This window comes from Geodermatophilus sp. SYSU D01176 (assembly GCF_054050015.1).
This window is the reverse complement of the sequence record NZ_JBJGYN010000019.1, coordinates 19,849-35,643: the sequence shown is the minus strand read 5'-3', so window position 1 is coordinate 35,643 and position 15,795 is coordinate 19,849. Positions and strand designations below refer to the sequence as shown.

Genomic DNA, 15,795 nt, shown 5'->3' with positions numbered 1-15,795 from the left:
GGCCAACTGTCTCATCCACGGGCGGCGGTCCTCTCAGGCGCGCGGGTGCGCTTGGGCGTGGACGGCACGGAGCCGCTCGACCGTGACGTGCGTGTAGATCTGGGTGGTCGCGAGGCTGGCGTGCCCGAGCAGCTCCTGCACCGAGCGCAGGTCGGCCCCGCCCTCGAGCACGTGGGTGGCCGTGGAGTGCCGCAGGCCGTGGGGGCCGATGTCGGGAGCGCCCGGTGCGGCGGCCACGGCGGCGTGGACGGTGCGGCGGACCTCCCGGGCGTCCAGCCGCCCCCCGCGCAGGCCGAGCAGCAGCGCCGGGCCGGAGCGGTCGGTGGCGAGGGCCGGCCGGCCGCGGGTGAGCCAGGCGTCCAGCGCCCGCTCGGCCGGGACGCCGTAGGGGACGCTGCGCTCCTTGCGGCCCTTGCCCAGCACGCGCAGCAGGCGACGGCCCCGGTCGACGTCGTCCACGTCCAGGCCGACCAACTCGCTGACCCGGACGCCGCTGGCGTAGAGCAGCTCGAGGACCACCGCGTCGCGCAGTCCGGCCGGCTCCTCGGCCCCGCCCGCCGACTCGACCACCACACGGGCCTGGTCGGGAGCCAGCACGTCGGGCAGCGTGCGCTGCGCCTTGGGGCTGACCAGCCGCAGACCCACGTCCTCGGGGGTGAGACCGGCCCGGCGCAGCCACCCGGTGAAGGAGCGGGCCGCCGCGGCCCGGCGGGCGGTGGTCGCCCGGCCGGCACCACGGGTGCGGCCCTGGGCCAGCCAGCTGCGCAGGGTCGCCAGGTCCAGGTCGTCCACCCGGGTGCCCCCGCGGCGGGCCAGGTGGTCGAGCAGCCAGACCGCGTCGCCGACGTAGCCCCGCACGGTGTGCTCGGAGACGTCCCGCTGGGTGCGCAGGTGTTCCTCGTAGCCGGCCAGCGCCTCCGCCAGCACCGGCGGCAGCCCGGCGCGCGCGTCGCTGGTGCGGGCGGTCACCCGGAAACGGTCCGATGCGGTCCGGCGGGGGTCAAGCCGCCGCGCCGACCCCGCTCCTCCTCACGCCGCCTCCTCCCCTGCCGTCACCCCCGCCCCGCCCCGGCAGCCGGCTTCGGCGGCGGGGTGAGCCGCCACCCGGCGTCGGTCCGCTCGACCAGGTCGGCGAGCTCCAGCACGGGCAGTACCCGCAGCACGTCGAGGACGTCGCAGCCGGCCACCCGGGCCAGCCGCTCGGGACCGACCCCGCTGCGGACCGGGCAGGCGTCGAGCACCCGGACGGCCACGTCGGAGAGCCCGTCGCGGGGACCGGTGGGGCGCTGCGGCGGGTCGGCGAGGTCCTCCCCCAGCCGGCCGACGGTCTCCACCACGTGCGCGGCGTCGGCGACCAGGACCGCGCCCAGCTCGACGTCGCGCAGCAGCTCGTGGCAGCCCACCGACATCGCCGAGGTGACCGGGCCCGGGACGACCATGACCTGCCGACCCAGCTTCTGCGCCCGCCGCGCGGTGGCCTGCGCGCCGGACCGGGCCGCCGCCTCCACGACGACCGTGCCCCGGGTCAGCGCGGCGATGAGCCGGTTGCGGACCAGGAAGCGGTGCCTGTGCGGTGCCGCTCCGGGTGGCCACTCGCTGACCAGTAGCCCGGACTCGGCGATGCGGTGGAACAGCGCCCCGTGCGCGGCCGGGTAGACCCGGTCGACGCCGCAGGCCAGCACCGCCACGGTCGGGGCGTCCACCGCCAGCGCGCCCCGGTGCGCGGCCGCGTCGATGCCGAAGGCACCTCCGGACACGACGGTCCAGCCGCGCTCCCCCAGCTGGTGGCCCAGCTCGCCGGCGACGTGCTCGCCGTAGGCGGTCGACGCCCGGGCACCGACGATCGCCACCGACCGGTCGGCCAGCTGGTCGAGTCGAGCGGCGCCCCGGACCCACAGCGCCAGCGGCGGCACCGGTGCGGTCGTGCGCGGCGCGTGGTGGCGCGGGTCGTCGGGCTCTTCGCTGGTCGCCAGCGTGAGGCAGTGCAGCAGGTGCGCCGGCCACTCGTGGTCCTCGGGGACGACCAGCCGGGCGCCGCAGCGCTCGGCCCGCAGCAGGTCCGCCAGCGAGGCGTCCTGCCCGGCGCGGGCCCCGACCAGTGCCCGCACGGCGTCCGGCGCGCGACCGGACCGCAGCCCGCGGACCGCCTCCACCGGACCGGCGTCCTCGACGAAGCGCCAGAAGACGACGCTGCCGGGTTCGGCCGCCCGGCTCAGCCACGCCCGCGCCCGCCGCACCGCCGGCCCGGCGAGCCCGTCGCACGCCGCCTCCGCCAGCCCCTGCTCCATGTCCTCGTCGAGGCTCGGCAGGGCGCTCATGCCGCAGCCCGCTGCAGGCGCAGGCCGAGGGCCTCGGCCACCTCGTCCGGGCCGGGCACGGTGCGTCCGGCCAGGTCCGCGAGCGTCCACGCCACCCGCAGCACCCGGTCGTAGCCGCGCACCGACAGCGCCCCGCGCTCCAGGGCCCGCTCGACCAGCCGCAGCGCCGGCCGGGGCGGTGACCAGCGCTCCCGCAGCAGCCGGCCCGGCACCTGGCTGTTGAGGCCCAGGCCCGTCCCGGACAGCCGCGCCGCCGCGGCCGCCCTGGCCTGCGCCACCCGGCCGGCGACAACGGCGGTCGGCTCGGGCGCCGTCCCGGCCTCCAGCCAGGCGGCCCGGGTGACGGCGGGGAGGTCGACCCGCAGGTCGATGCGGTCGAGCAGCGGCCCGGAGAGCCGGGCCTGGTAGCGCCGGCGCTCCAGCGGGCTGCAGGTGCAGGCGGCGTCCCCGGCAGCGCTGGCGCACGGGCAGGGGTTGGCCGCCAGCACCAGCTGCGCGCGGCACGGGAAGGTGGCCGCACCACCAGCGCGAGAAATGGTCACCGATCCCCGCTCGAGCGGCTGCCGGAGGGTGTCCAGAACCGCCCGCGGGAACTCCGGCGCCTCGTCGAGGAAGAGCACGCCGCGGTGTCCTGGCGAGCTTCTATGTGCCCAGACGTCAGGCCACCGCCTCCAGCAGAGCCCACTAAGCAAGGTCGCCGGATTTCGTCACAGCGCTGAGGCTTCACAGGTCGCTCGCTGCCGGCGCGGTAAGCCGAGCTACTCCCGGTTAGGGTCGTGCGCCTCACGCTAGCCTGCCTGGCGTCCCGTCGGAGGATCACAGAGTTGCTGCGCTGATGCCATGGTCTCAGCGCCCTGTGATGATCTCAGTGAGATGCCTGGCGTGCTGCCATCTCCTCTGCCGCGGACCCGACAAGCCTTGCATCAACCTGGCGCCCATCACGCTGATGCAGGCCGGTCGCCGACACCAGCGCACTTACTCCTCGTCGATCGCGATCCTCAGAGCCAGGGATCCTCCGCCCCTAGGGGAAGGAACAGAAGATCTCGCGCTTCGAGCGCGGGCCGTTGTCTTTTACCCTGCCAGTCGTGGGCCCCTGGTGGCCACCGCCATCGGCCGGCGCGGGTTTGGTTGGTGCACTGCTCATCGGCATAGAAGGTGACGTCACCGCTACGATAGGACCTGAACCATCCTCGAACCTCACAACTATATTTGTGGAGTATGGTTTCCCACATGGCAGGAATCAGGTTGTGGTGCAAGTTCCCGGAGTTGTAATTCGCAAAGAAGAACCTGCCCCCTGGCAGAAACTCGTAGTAGTAAGTTGGGGGATCCAGCCTCACGCCGGCGGGCGCCCAATCCTCGCCAAGTAGATAGCGTGTTGCACTCGCCACCCATAGCCGAGTTGCCCGCTCTGGAGTGACAAGTATCCTAGAAGGCCGATTGGGTGCCCCTTGTGGAGCCGCGGGAGCGCGGGAGGCTGACGGGATGTTGATGAGGCCACTACCGCCGCATTCTCCACATCGGGTATAGCCTTGCGTGCAGCCAGTACAAGGCACGTGTTCTCTATTGAACTCCACGCTATTATCGAAGCGTACGCGCGTTGAATCTCTAACGAAGTAGCCAAGTCCTCCGCATGCGATGTGACGGACGCTGCCGGTCCCACTGCAACCTCGGCACTGTTGAGCACCGCTAGTCATGCGCCTGTTGTGCGCCGCGCGGCCGCTCCTGTCAAGACCTCGCTCATACCGTTCGTGGCCTTGGCTCATCAGTCGGTCGGGGGCGACGCCGAGCGGCAGGAGCTGGCTCTTCGCGGAGTCGAACAGCGGCTGGAAGCTGTTGCGACTCCCCTGCAAGCCCAAGCGCCCTCTCAGGATGATGCCCCAGCGTGTCGCTATGTACCCCGCCGCCCGCGGCGGTCAGCCGCCTCGACAGCCTCGCCTTGCCGAATGTGGAGGCCATTCCCGCCAGAGTTCCGGCCTCCGACGCCGGCAGCACCTCGCTGCTACTGGCCCGACTGCGCAGGACGAAGGTCCTAACCGCCCTTGGCCGACCACTGGCGCTCCAGTCCTGACGCCCACCCCCGACCCGGGCCGTGGAACCCGACCGCCACCTGACGACATCCCCGTCAGTCAGCGGTGCGACGGCTGGTCGCCGTCTTGGGGCAGCCTGGGCGTCCGCACTGTCATTGAATGGGCCGTTCAGTGCCAACGTTGCCGGACGCGGTACTAGCCAAACTGGCCCACCGCGCACGCGCAGCGGATGTCGCCACCGGCCAGTGCGCCACGTCCCGCAGCGCCGACTCGATCGCTTTTCGGACGTCGTCGCGCCGGCCGGGCGTTGGAAGCTGCTCGTACAGTGCGCGCAGGACCTCGATCGAGGTGTCGAGGCTTTTCAGCGCGGCCGTATGACGGCCGGTGGCCGCTTCTGCCTCGGCGAGCCGTCGCAGCGCGTCCGAGTACCACCGTTGATACTCCGGCTCGTCCGGATCCCGGCGGCTCGCCTCCCACACGAACTTCGCCGCGAGCTGAGCGTTCGTGACCGCACGCTCCGGCTTGTGCCCCGAGAAGTAGGCAGCCAGGTTGCTTGCTGCCCAGAAGGCCATCCCCACGTCGTCGAACCGTGGATCCTCGACGACGAGCGGGCCGAGGACCCGGCACACGGTCGAGCACGCCCGGAGGGCTGACAGGTGCAGCTGCGTCCGGGCCTCCGACCCGAGCGGCGGCGACGCGTGGTAGACCCGAAACATCAGCAGCTGGGCTCTGTCGTAGAAGAGTCGGCCGACCACGCGGCGCTCGTCCGGAGACAGCGACTCCTCCGGCTTGTTGAGCAACGCCGCTGCTGCCTCGTCACGGCTCTGGCGCTCTGCCGCAGCGAGCTCATGCGGCCGTGGGTACAGCGCGAGAATCGCCTCCCGCTCGATCGGCGACGGGCGGTTCTGCAGGAACGCGCCCCGGAGAACCGCGCGCTCGATGGGAGCGTGCGCGCTGCGGAAGAGGGTGACGGCGACCTCGCCCGCCGTGCCGACGAGCCGCACGTGGAGGTCGTTCTCCTCGAGTGGAACGTGCTTGCCCGCCTCCTCCTCGTCCCCGAAAAGCAAGACATCGAAGGTGGCCTTCTTTTTGATGAGCGCCGCGAGCGACGGGACCTCCATGCGTTGCGGGAGGTGCGGGAGCCCCGGGCCGCCGGGGTACAAGGGGATAAAGCCGCCCGGGCGCCACGTCTCGCCGCTCAGCTCTATGCCAAATGTCGCCGGAAGATCGCGCAGGGGCGTGCCGTCCAGGTTCGGGCTGAGTACGCGGACATGCTCGAACCACTTGAAGCGTCCATCGACGCGCTTGCCGTCGCTGCGCACTTCGCGGTAGTCGCGCTCACCCATGGTCTTCATCCACTGCGGCCAGGTGTGCCCCTCCCGGTAGTGGGCGAAGTAGAACCACATCGGCTGCGAGAAGAGTTGGTCGAACGTGAACCTGATCGCCAGCACCTTGCCGCGCGGCAGTGCTTCATGGCGGAAAGAAATCTCCAGCTTGCGAATCGGTGTCTCGCGCACTGCGTCGAGTTTCGTAGCGAGCTCGGGAAGCACGAGCGCCGCTTCCATCTCGTGCATTCTGGCCTGCAGCGCCGCCTGCATCGCCGCGTCGATCTCCAGATCGCCGACGACTTCGGCACCGAGTACCGCACGCGCGAGCCGAGCGCCGACGTCGGGTGAGGTGATCCCGGCGGTCGCGTCCAGCATCACGCGGCCAAGCAGTCGGTCGGGCGGCCGGCACGGCCGGAGGAGTACGGCGACCAGGCGCATGCCCCGCGCAGCTTCCTGCTCCTCGCCGCGCGCGACCTCCTCGACGACCCAGGGCGATTCGACGGCCGTCGGCGAGAGCAACAGACAGAGGACATCAGCGGCCGCGATCCCGCCGCCCAGCTCGCTTTTCAGATCGGCAGCGACACGGATGTCGAAGACGTCCAACCAGACCGTGCAGCCCCGGTTGGAAAGAAGCCGACGAACCGCCAGCGCCTCGGCGCGATCGGCCGACGAGTAGGAGATGAACACCTTCAGCGGCATTACGTCTCTCCTGGCTCTCGTTCCCCACCCGCGCTTAGAAACTTCGAGATCCCCGTCGAGCCTGTCGCAAGGTACGACGTGCCCCAGGGGCCAGGGGCTTGAGCTCTTGGAACGCGATGGTGGTCAAGGGAAGGAGGCCGGTCAACGCTGTGGACACAGCCCCGGGCCAGCATGGCAAGGAAACGTCACGACACCGTCACGAACCTCCACCGCGAGGAGGACCAACGTGCCGGCCGGGCGGTCGTAGTGGGGACTACGGCGCATCGCTGCCCCGGCGTGCGCCTACGTACCCCGTTCGCCATGGCGGTCACCAGGCTCCACAGCCGATAACTCAAGACCATCCGGACAAGCGTGCTACCCGCGGGCTGCGGCCGGTCGACCGCCTCGGGGACGCAGGTCTCAGGTTGGGTGCTCGTTCACGGCATGCCCTCGGTGGTGAAGTCCCAGGGACTCTCCGACGGCCGGGTTCGCCGTGCTGTGAGTCCCTCGTCGAACCGGCGCTGCGCCGAGTCGCGAGCGTGCATCCTTCTGAGTGCACGGACTCGGATGATGCGGTCGGCGCACTGGCGCAACCAATGGCCGACCGGGCTACGGACCTTCATGCTCGTGTCCGCCTTCGTTGCGGTGGAGGGCGTGTGTGGCGGCGGCATGCCCTGATGCTGCCGATCGAGTGTCCGCCCACCGTCACCCGCCCACCAGAGCCCGCAGAGCGTCGCCGCCGAGGTCAAGGTGCGCTGCCTCGCCGCCTTGCGGGACACCGACCTCCCGACGGAGCTGTGGCGGCGGCTGCAGCCGATGCGCGACCTCGACGAGGCAGCGGATGGACACCCTCATGTCCGCGGGGAAGCGATGAACACTGAAGCCGGCGACCGGCGACGTGCCGACGTGGTCCCCCCTGCAAGGGCCCGGATGTGGGAGCCGCCGACGGCACAGCGATCCAGGTCCGTCTCATACAGCTGCCCGGGGGTGCTTGCATGTACCCCGCCGCGCCCTGCCGCCACCTTGTGTGACAGCCTGGGCGCCGCCGCACGTCCACATCCGTGCCTGTCCTGCTCCCGGCGCCGGATGGCCGACCGCACCCTCGCGCGAGCTGATCGGCCAGCTTTGTCAACAGCAGCAAGACCCGTCGGCGAAGACCCGCTGGGGGCTGCCGGCTGCGCAGCCCGTTTGAGTAGGCACGGGGTGAAGGCGCAACAGCAGGGCTGGGTCGGCTCATCATGAAGGTCCGTGCGATGGGCGCGGCGGAGGTGGGCCTGTGCGTGTGCGGGTGTTCATCGGCTACTCCCGGCAGGACGAAGTTGCGGTCCGGGACCTCGTCACGGACCTGAGACGGGTGCACCTCCCGGAGTGGCACAACCTGAGCTCTCCGTGGTGGAAACCCGTGGTGGCAGGACATCCTGCGACGGATCCAGGCGTGCAACGTCTTCCCGTTCGATCTGTCCGACCAATCCGTGGCCTCGAAGATCTGCTTGGCCAACCTGCCATACGCGCGGGCGCTGGTTTCGCCGATGCTCTTGGTGCGGGGTGGCCACGTGACCAACCTCCGCCTCTTGCCGACGATCGGACGAGGCGAATCCGCTCCAGCCCGCGCGCATGCAGGAGCGTGGGACGACGATGGCGCCCTTACACAGACTCTTTGGCGAATGTGATGACCGTGGGCCGCCGGGGCCGTGGTGCGGGACGCCTCGATAGGCAAGGGTTGGAGCAGCAGTTCCGACCGCTGGATTGTCAGCAGGCTCGATCTATTCTCCAGCGAGCTCGGCTTCTCGGGCACCACGGTGGAACTGCGCCCCCACACCGGGGCGATGCGCCTGCGCCGCGTCCACACTGCGGCGACTTCCGCATGCGCCCGCCAGAACCCAAGGTTCGCCTTCAGCCATGAACGCTGCAGATGTGCGTGGCACTGAACGCCGGTTGGGCGCACACAGCCAATGTCGCCCGCCGAGGGAGGGGGCCAGCGCCCCGACACGCTCGCAATTCCACCTAGCACATCGTCTAAGGCCCACCGGAGGATCGGTGTATACGCAGGCCTTCTCTCGCTCCACTCCTGGCTGCGTCATGTTCCTAATCAACAGGTCGAGTTCAATGCAGGAACAGTGGTCCCGCTCTGGACGGAGCCTGGCCGAACTAGCGGCACGAGCTGTAAACAAAGTCCTATTGGAGTTGTGTGTCAAGTCCACAAGGGAACCGGGCCAGCCGATACGCCCCTATTTCTACGTTGGCATCTTCGGCTACGGGTTCCGGCCGAGCACAGGGCGGGAAGGCATCGAATCAGCGTTGCCCCCCTCCATGGCCGCGCGCGCCATCGTCCCACTTCCAGAGCTGGCCGACCATCCCATCGCGGTCCGCGACGAAGCGCCAGTCGACGGCACCTCGGCCAGGCAGAAGCTTCCCATATGGGTCGAGCCCTCCCACGGATTCGGCGCACCCATGTGCCAGGCTGTCGCAACGACCGGCGCATACATCAACGACTGGGCAGACGCCTTCCCGAACTCTTTTCCCCCCATCATAATTAACATCACCGACGGACAGGTAACCGACAGCCCCTATAAAGGCGCCGACCTTCGAACGTGGGCCAAACGACTCGTCGGGATCGAGACAGCCGATGGCCAAGCTCTATTGTTCAATCTCTTCCTATCCCCCCTCTGGGCCCCGGGAGTATATTTTCCGGCCAGTGACACGGGCCTACCCCCGCCCGGGCCGACCCTCTTCTCGATCAGCAGCCCGCTGCCGCAGTCGATCATCAACAACGCCCGCCGGACACAGACTCACTTGGCCGCGGGTGCCCGCGGTCTGGTGTTCAACGCCGATCTTTCGAAAGCAGTAGCGTTTCTGGAAATTGGGACACGACACAACGACCGAGGCCACTGAGCTGTCATGTATAGCGGGGAGGTCGCCACGTCTCCGAATACGACGGCTGGCTGCACAGAAGAGAAGGCGCAGGATAAACTGCGCGCCCAGCACTGCCACGAATTAGCCGTGACAACGTGCCACTCTGGCGCATATAGACGCGGCGCAGGCGTTCGGCCACTTCCCCGCTCTTGTGGTTCAGCACTGAGGTCTCGATCCCATGAGGGTCACCACAGTCCCGTCAGAGCCGGAGCGGATGGGACATCGGTACAAGGACAGGGCCGACCTCACCAACCGTGCCTGTTCCGACGCCCGGTGCCCCGAGCAACGCGGGTCGGAAACGACTGCGACGACAAGGCGCTGATGCGCGTCGGGACCACTGATATCAACGCTGAGCTGCTTTGAGGGGTTTCAGTGACGGCCTTTCCAAACATCGAAGACTATGTGACAGCGGTACAGCAACCGGATCGCGCGTTTCAAGTGCCTTCACTACGCAGGGCTGTCTTTACCCTTCACCCCGTTTGGGGCATCCCGGTGCCCGCCTCAGGCAATGCGGCCGTCGTCTTCCGGGCACGGGTGGAGGGAGTGGACTTAGCATTGCGCTTCTTCATCGCAGAGAGCGCCTCTAGTAGCACGCGCTACACCGCACTCGCCGGACACCTCCATTCGCACGGCATAGAGGACTGCGTGTCGATGCCGATGTGGGTTGACGACGCGATTGCGGTGAACGACTCGACCTGGCCAATGGTGCAGAGTGAGTGGATAGAAGGACGTACCCTTGACGCGTACGTCGCGCAACTCACCACCAAGGCGGACTTAGGGGCGCTAGCCCAGCTCGCCGGTAGGTGGCGCCACTTCGTCAGCCGGCTCCAGGCGGCCGAGTTCGCGCACGGCGACCTCGCTCACGGCAACGTGCTTGTCGACACATCGGGTTCCTTTCGCCTGGTCGACTTCGACAGGTCCTGGATTCCCGCGTGTCGCTCCGAGTCTCCGCCTCCGGAAATTGGGCACCCCAATTACCAGCGGCCCGACAGTCAATGGGGCCGATGGATGGACACCTTTCCCGGCCTGGTGATCTATACCTCCCTCTTGGCGCTCTCTCGGCGACCCGACCTGTGGAGGCAGTTACACAACGGCGAGAACATGTTGTTCACCCAGGACGACCTTGCCCCTCCCTTTAGGACGAGGGCGTGGACGCTAATGCATGGGATCCGTGATCCCGATGTCGAGCTCGCCTCACGACAACTGATGCTGGCGTGCGCCCCGGCTTGGCGCGCGGAGGATACGCTCGAAGCGTTGCTGGGCTTCGAAACACAAGTCAACATTACCCATGCACGACGCCCGACAGACACGACCATTTTTGTAAGTTGCTCGAGGATCGACGAGGACGTCGCCAGATCGCTTGCCCGACTCTTCGAAGCGGCCGGGCGCAAGGTGCGATCTGATCTCGAGGGAGGCGTCGCTCAGTGGGACACGATCTTGGACGGCATTCGCTCCGCTACCGTCTTCGTTTTCCTGTTGTCGGACGAGTCATTGCACTCGAAGCGCAGCCGGCAGGAGCTAAACTATGCGCTGGCTCTCGGGCGCCCCGTCCTGCCGGTCCAGGCCGGTCACGTGACTGAGTTCCCGGCGACGCCGTTGGCGGACCCAAAAATCATCTCCTTCCGGCCGGATGATGCGGTGTCGGCATTCAATGCCCTGGCCGCCGTGGACGAGGCGGCAACGCATGCGCGGCCCCTGCCCGACCCGCTGCCCAAACCACCGCCCGTTCCGTTCGAGTACCTGCTCCGGCTGGGCTCGGCCATCGGGGCAGCCCAGCTGACGCCCGACCAGCAGGGCGACTTCATCCGGCATCTGCGCGAGGTCCTGGAGACGGAGGACGATGAGGGGGCCAGGGACGACGCCCGCGACCTCTTGGGAGCGCTTCGCCGGCGACCCGACGTGACCTACCGCAACGCCCAGGCGATCGACCGACTGCTCACCGACCTGACGGCCCGCGACACCCCTGGGCGGCTGTTCGTCAGCTACTCCCGGCAAGACGGAACCGCGGTCGAGGAGCTCGTCGCGGACCTTCAACGGGTGCACCTCTCGGTGTCGGCCAACCGGGAGCTTGGGGGCGGGGACCCGTGGTGGCAGGACATCCTGCGGCAGATCCGGGAGTGCGACGTCTTCCTGTTCTGCCTGTCCCGCAACTCCCTGGCGTCCAAGCCGTGCCTGGCGGAGTTGTCCTACGCCCGAGCGCTGGGTCTGCCGATCCTCTCTGTCCAGGTCGGCCCCGTGGGCAAGCTCCGCCTCACCCCGGTCGCCGACATCCAGGTGGTCGACTACCAAGAGCGGACCCTGGCCAACGGAGTGGCACTGCTCGACGCCATCCAGCAGGCCGCGAGCGCGAGACGCCCGCTGCCGGACCCCCTGCCGAAGTCACCCCCAATTCCGTTCGCGTACCTAATCCGGCTGGGCTCGGCGATCGGGACGGCACAGCTGACGCCGGATCAGCAGTCGGAGTTCATCGGCCAATTACGCGAGGCCCTGGATACCGAAGACGACGAGAACCTCAGGGAGACTGCACGTGAGTTGCTGCTAGCACTGAGGAGCAGAGCCGATCTGACGCGCCGCAACTTTGATAGGATTGACCGGTTGCTCACAGAGCTCCAGTACTCCGAAGATTTGCCGAAGTACGGGAAGGCGTTCCTCTGTCACTCATCCGGAGACAAGGAACGAGTTCGAAACTTGTATCACCAATTGAAGCGTGACGGCGTTCCATGTTGGTTCGACGAGGAGGACTTGCTCCCTGGACAGGACTGGGAAGACGAGATCAGAAAGGCTATCCGCGCCTGCCAGTATGTGCTCGCCTGCCTGTCGCAGGCCTCAATCACCAAGACGGGCTATGTGCAGAAAGAGCTTAACTACGCCCTGGATGTGGCCGACGAGCAGCCGCCGGGCTCGATCTTTCTGATTCCGGTTCTCCTCGAGCCCTGCGAAGTCCCCGATCGACTCAAGAAACGTCACTGGGCCGAGCTCTACAACCCTAGTGGGTATCAACGGCTACTGAAATCGTTAGCTTTCAAGCGCTGATGCGTCACCGCGGCTACGCCAGTCGGTGAGTGCTCCATGCGACAATTCGTGCCTGATGGCCGTCTGGTTTTGCGTCAACTGCGGCGAACACTCTCCAGAGTCACCTCACAGGCATGCGCCCGGCACAGCGCGCCGGGGCGGATCAGCCCCGACCCACCGCCGACGAGGGCGGCCATCGTCGCGGAGTGGTGCGGCGCCTCGAACGTCGGGCGGGTCACCAGCGGGGACTCCGGCGGCAGCGTCCCGGCGACCGAGTGGATGGCGGTGACCTCCAGCGCCGCCTGCTCGTCCAGCGCGGGGAGCAGGCCGGGCAGGCGTTCGGCGAGCATGGTCTTGCCGGCCCCGGGCGGCCCGCTGAGGTACAGGTGGTGCCCGCCGGCGGCGGCGACCTCCACCGCGCGGCGGCCGATCGGCTGGCCGACGACGTCCCCCAGGTCGGGGCCGGGCGGTGCCGGCGGCAGCGACGGGCGGGTGTGCCGGGGCAACCGCGCCCGGCCCTTCAGGTGGGCGACCACCTCCGCGAGGGTGCCGGCGGCCAGCACCTCGACGCCCTCCACCAGCGCCGCCTCGCCGGCGTTGCCCGCGGGCACCACCACCGTGGCGTGCCCGGCGCGGGCGGCGGCGAGCACGGCGGGCAGCACGCCGCGGACGGTGCGCACTGAGCCGTCGAGTCCGAGCTCCCCGAGCAGCACCAGGCGGCCCACCGACTCGGCCGGCACCGCGCCGTCGGCGGCCAGGACCGCGGCGGCCAGCGCCAGGTCGAAGCCGCTGCCCTGCTTGGGCATCGAGGCCGGGGACAGCCCGATGGTGATCCGCCGCAGCGGCCACTTCCCGCCGGCGTTCACCACCGCCGCCCGCACCCGGTCCACCGACTGGCGGACGACGGCGTCGGGCAGCCCGACCAGCACCACGCCGGGCACCCCGGCCGAGAGGTCCACCTCGACGTCGACCAGCGCGCCGTGCACCCCGGCCAGGCCCACCGACCAGGTCCGCGCCAGCGTCACGAGAACGCCGCCTGCAGGTGGGTGACCAGCGCCGGCCGGTCGCTGCGCACCAGCACGCCGACGACGTCGAAGCGCAGCTCGGGGGCGTGCTCGTCGTGTGCGGCCAGCCACCGCTGGGCCAGCACCCGGAGCCGGCGCTGCTTGACGTGGCCCACCGCCTCGACGGGGTGGCCGAAGCCGACCGCGCGCCGGGTCTTGACCTCGCAGAAGACCAATGCGTCGCCGTCCCGGGCGACGATGTCGAGCTCGCCGTCGCGACAGCGCCAGTTCCGGTCGAGGACGCGCAGGCCGTGGTCGGTCAGGTAGGCGGCGGCGATGCGCTCGCCGTGGGCGCCGAGGTCCGATGTCGTTCGCACCCGGCCGACCGTCGTCCGCCCGGACCGGCCGGGACAGTCAGCGAGCCGATCTGTGGACACCGGCGCCGCCTGTGGACGCCCGACCCGGGGATGTCACCGGGCGGGTCAGCCTCGGGCCCGTGACGCGCAGATCAGGTCAGCCGGGGGCCGTCGGGCAGCTCGAGATCGGGCTTGTCCAGCTCCTCGACGTTGACGTCCTTGAACGTCAGCACCCGCACGTTGCGGACGAACCGCGCCGGCCGGTACATGTCCCACACCCAGGCGTCGGAGAGCTTGAGCTCGAAGTAGACCTCGCCGCCGGCCTCGCGGACCTGAAGGTCCACGGAGTTGGCGAGGTAGAAGCGCCGCTCGGTCTCCACCACGTAGGTGAACTGCCTGACGATGTCCCGGTACTCGCGATAGAGCTGCAGCTCCATCTCGGTCTCGTACTTCTCCAGGTCCTCGGTGCTCATCGCGGCTCTCCGGACACAGGGCGCATGACCCCATCATCGACCATGGCCGCCGAGCCGGTCAGCTGGAGTCCCCGAGCGGCGTGTGCGTCGCGGGCCCGGGCCACGTTGACGAAGCGCGTCCGGTGCTCGGGACAGGGCCCGTACCGCAGGAGGGCGGCGTCGTGCGCGGCAGTGCTGTAGCCCTTGTGGACGGCGAAGTCGTACTCGGGCCAGCGCTCGTGCAGGTCCAGCATGATGCGGTCGCGGGTGACCTTGGCCAGGACCGATGCCGCCGCCACGCACGCCGCCACCCGGTCGCCCTTCCACACGGCGAGGGTGGGCCGGGCCAGGCCGGGGACGGGAAAGCCGTCGGTGAGCACGTAGTCCGCGCCGGGGTCGAGGGCCCACACCGCGCGGCGCAGCGCCTCGATGTTGGTGACGTGCATGCCCCGCGCGTCGAGGTCGGCGACCGGCATCACCACCACCGACCACGTCTCGGCGCGGTCGACGACCTCCTGGTAGACCCGCTCACGGGTGGCGGCGGTCAGCAGCTTGGAGTCGGCGAGGCCGGGGACCCTGCCCCGACGGCCGGCGGGCAGGACGCAGGCGGCGGCGACGAGCGGCCCGGCGCAGGCCCCGCGGCCGGCCTCGTCGGCACCGGCGACCGCGGCGAAGCCGCGGCGGCGCAGGGAGCGCTCCATCTCCCAGAGGGCATCGGGCCGGTCGTCGGCGGACGCGTCGGCGCGGGCACGGCTCCGCGGCCCGGGAGGAGCGGGGGTGGTACGGACAGCCATCGCGGTCCGACAGTACGACGCCCGACGGCCGGTCGAGTGCGCGCCGCCCTCCGGGAACGCCACGGGCCGGCCCCCGGGGTCAGAGGGGGCCGGCCCGTGGACCGTCGGCCGCCGGAGCGGCCTGGCGAGGCCAGCCTGCGAGCGGCGTGGCCCTGCAGGGGGGTCCTCCCTCAGGCCTCGGCCGGCGCCAGGGCGGCGTGGGCGCCGCAGGTGCAGGCGGCCGGGTTGCGGGAGGACAGGACCAGCGAGACCGCGTGCGCCCGGTCGCGGGCACCCAGCTTGCGCAGGATGGCCTTGACGTGGGACTTCACCGTGTCCTCGCTGATGAACAGGTTGCGGCCGATCTGCCGGTTCGACTGGCCCTGGATGAGCTCGTCGAGGACGTCGGACTCGCGGCGGGTCAGCGGCACCTCGGGGGCGAACGGCTTCGGGGCGGGCGCGGCCGACGGCTCGACGCGGCGGATCTGCGGGTCCACGACGGTGCGGCCGGCGCGGGCGGCCAGGATGGCCCAGCCGAGCAGGGTCGGCGAGGTGTTGAGCATCAGGTACCCGCGGACGCCGGCGGCCAGCGCCTCGTTCACCACCGCGGGGTCCTCGGAGGTGCCGAGGGCCACGATCGTCACCCGGGGGTACCGGCGGCGCAGGTCGCGGCAGGCGTTCAGGGTCGCGGCGCGGCCCGAGCCCAGCTCCACGATCACCGCGTCGGGGCGGGCGGTCTCGACGAGGGTGAGGGCGCGGCGCAGCTCGCCCGGAGTCCCGACCGACTGCATGCCGGCGGTCTCGTTGACCATGCTCACCAGCCCACGGCGCAGGACGGGGGCGTCGGCGAGGATGAGCACGCGGGTGACGCCACGAGCGGCGCTCGCCATGGGTGCGGACACAACAGACTCCGTTTCACACGTTCGGGGAACTT

Annotated in this window: 11 protein-coding genes; 2 read left to right on the top strand and 9 right to left on the bottom strand. The window is 69.8% G+C overall.

Annotation, left to right across the window (positions count from 1 at the left end; all coding sequences use genetic code 11):
* Nucleotides 1-33: 33 nt before the first annotated feature.
* From ACI78Z_RS12265 to ACI78Z_RS12250, 4 genes are all read right to left on the bottom strand, one after another.
* Nucleotides 34-969: a tyrosine recombinase XerC gene (locus ACI78Z_RS12265; RefSeq protein ID WP_457036812.1), complete on the bottom strand. Its 936-nt coding sequence runs from the start codon at nucleotides 967-969 to the stop codon at nucleotides 34-36.
* 83 nt (nucleotides 970-1,052) lie between these two features.
* A complete protein-coding gene (gene dprA, locus ACI78Z_RS12260) occupies nucleotides 1,053-2,318 on the bottom strand; it encodes a DNA-processing protein DprA (RefSeq protein ID WP_457036811.1) in 1,266 nt (421 codons plus the stop codon).
* Nucleotides 2,315-2,938 (bottom strand): ATP-binding protein, encoded by a 624-nt coding sequence (locus tag ACI78Z_RS12255; RefSeq protein WP_457036810.1) that lies wholly within the window; start codon nucleotides 2,936-2,938, stop codon nucleotides 2,315-2,317. The genes dprA and ACI78Z_RS12255 overlap by 4 nt, the downstream gene beginning before the upstream one ends.
* A gap of 1,559 nt (nucleotides 2,939-4,497) precedes the next feature.
* Complete coding sequence (locus tag ACI78Z_RS12250; protein WP_457036809.1) at nucleotides 4,498-6,372, bottom strand: toll/interleukin-1 receptor domain-containing protein; 1,875 nt, start codon at nucleotides 6,370-6,372, stop codon at nucleotides 4,498-4,500.
* 2,289 nt (nucleotides 6,373-8,661) lie between these two features.
* Between ACI78Z_RS12250 and ACI78Z_RS12245 the strand changes: the two genes are divergently transcribed.
* Together ACI78Z_RS12245 and ACI78Z_RS12240 are read left to right on the top strand one after the other, a co-directional pair.
* Nucleotides 8,662-9,243 (top strand): hypothetical protein, encoded by a 582-nt coding sequence (locus ACI78Z_RS12245; protein ID WP_457036808.1) that lies wholly within the window; start codon nucleotides 8,662-8,664, stop codon nucleotides 9,241-9,243.
* 576 nt (nucleotides 9,244-9,819) lie between these two features.
* Nucleotides 9,820-12,297, top strand: coding sequence for a TIR domain-containing protein (locus ACI78Z_RS12240; protein ID WP_457036807.1), 2,478 nt, complete (start codon nucleotides 9,820-9,822; stop codon nucleotides 12,295-12,297).
* A gap of 74 nt (nucleotides 12,298-12,371) precedes the next feature.
* Here the strand turns inward: ACI78Z_RS12240 and ACI78Z_RS12235 are convergent, their stop codons facing one another.
* The 5 genes from ACI78Z_RS12235 to ACI78Z_RS12215 all read right to left on the bottom strand — a co-directional run bounded on the left by ACI78Z_RS12235 (nucleotide 12,372) and on the right by ACI78Z_RS12215 (nucleotide 15,763).
* Entirely contained in the window at nucleotides 12,372-13,301 is a 930-nt protein-coding gene (locus tag ACI78Z_RS12235) for an ATP-binding protein (protein WP_457036806.1), read from the bottom strand.
* Nucleotides 13,298-13,657 (bottom strand): YraN family protein, encoded by a 360-nt coding sequence (locus ACI78Z_RS12230; RefSeq protein ID WP_457036805.1) that lies wholly within the window; start codon nucleotides 13,655-13,657, stop codon nucleotides 13,298-13,300. Before ACI78Z_RS12230 ends, ACI78Z_RS12235 begins: the two co-directional genes overlap by 4 nt.
* Before the next feature lie 131 nt (nucleotides 13,658-13,788).
* Nucleotides 13,789-14,109 carry a DUF2469 domain-containing protein gene (locus tag ACI78Z_RS12225; RefSeq protein ID WP_012949990.1) on the bottom strand — a complete coding sequence of 107 codons (321 nt, stop codon included), beginning with the start codon at nucleotides 14,107-14,109 and terminating at the stop codon, nucleotides 13,789-13,791.
* A complete protein-coding gene (locus tag ACI78Z_RS12220) occupies nucleotides 14,106-14,789 on the bottom strand; it encodes a ribonuclease HII (protein ID WP_457036804.1) in 684 nt (227 codons plus the stop codon). Before ACI78Z_RS12220 ends, ACI78Z_RS12225 begins: the two co-directional genes overlap by 4 nt.
* Before the next feature lie 263 nt (nucleotides 14,790-15,052).
* The gene (locus ACI78Z_RS12215; protein WP_457036803.1) at nucleotides 15,053-15,763 is read right to left on the bottom strand and encodes a LuxR C-terminal-related transcriptional regulator; all 711 of its coding nucleotides are present in this window, start codon (nucleotides 15,761-15,763) and stop codon (nucleotides 15,053-15,055) included.
* Between the last annotated feature and the right edge of the window lie 32 nt (nucleotides 15,764-15,795).

Coding starts and splice junctions, on each gene's coding strand:
- dprA (WP_457036811.1), bottom strand. CDS start 2,318: ATGAGCGCCCTGCCGAGCCTCGACGAGGACATGGAGCAGGGGCTGGCG.
- ACI78Z_RS12250 (WP_457036809.1), bottom strand. CDS start 6,372: ATGCCGCTGAAGGTGTTCATCTCCTACTCGTCGGCCGATCGCGCCGAG.
- ACI78Z_RS12245 (WP_457036808.1), top strand. CDS start 8,662: ATGGCCGCGCGCGCCATCGTCCCACTTCCAGAGCTGGCCGACCATCCC.
- ACI78Z_RS12225 (WP_012949990.1), bottom strand. CDS start 14,109: ATGAGCACCGAGGACCTGGAGAAGTACGAGACCGAGATGGAGCTGCAG.
- ACI78Z_RS12220 (WP_457036804.1), bottom strand. CDS start 14,789: ATGGAGCGCTCCCTGCGCCGCCGCGGCTTCGCCGCGGTCGCCGGTGCC.